The 208-nt window shown below is 58.7% G+C and carries 1 protein-coding gene; it reads left to right on the forward strand.

Annotated elements, in window-relative coordinates; genetic code table 11:
• Positions 1-156 (forward strand): TerD family protein (locus ALO43_RS22565; RefSeq protein ID WP_162235616.1); only part of this gene is annotated, 156 nt, incomplete at its 5' end.
• Positions 157-208 lie beyond the last annotated feature (52 nt).

A 208-nucleotide genomic window follows, 5' to 3' on the forward strand; every position in this document is an offset into this window, starting at 1 on the left:
CGTTACGACCTGTCGGAAGACGCGTCGACCGAAACCGCGATGATATTCGGCGAGCTGTACCGCAATGGCGACGAGTTCAAGTTCAAGGCCATTGGTCAAGGCTTTGCAGGCGGTCTGAAGCCGTTGGCAGAAGCGCACGGCGTGGCAATCGGCTAAACCCCGAGCAGCGCACGATAAAAACCCCCGCCAGCAATGGCGGGGGTTTTTT

It is taken from the genome of Pseudomonas tremae, assembly GCF_001401155.1.
Lineage (GTDB): Bacteria > Pseudomonadota > Gammaproteobacteria > Pseudomonadales > Pseudomonadaceae > Aquipseudomonas > Aquipseudomonas tremae.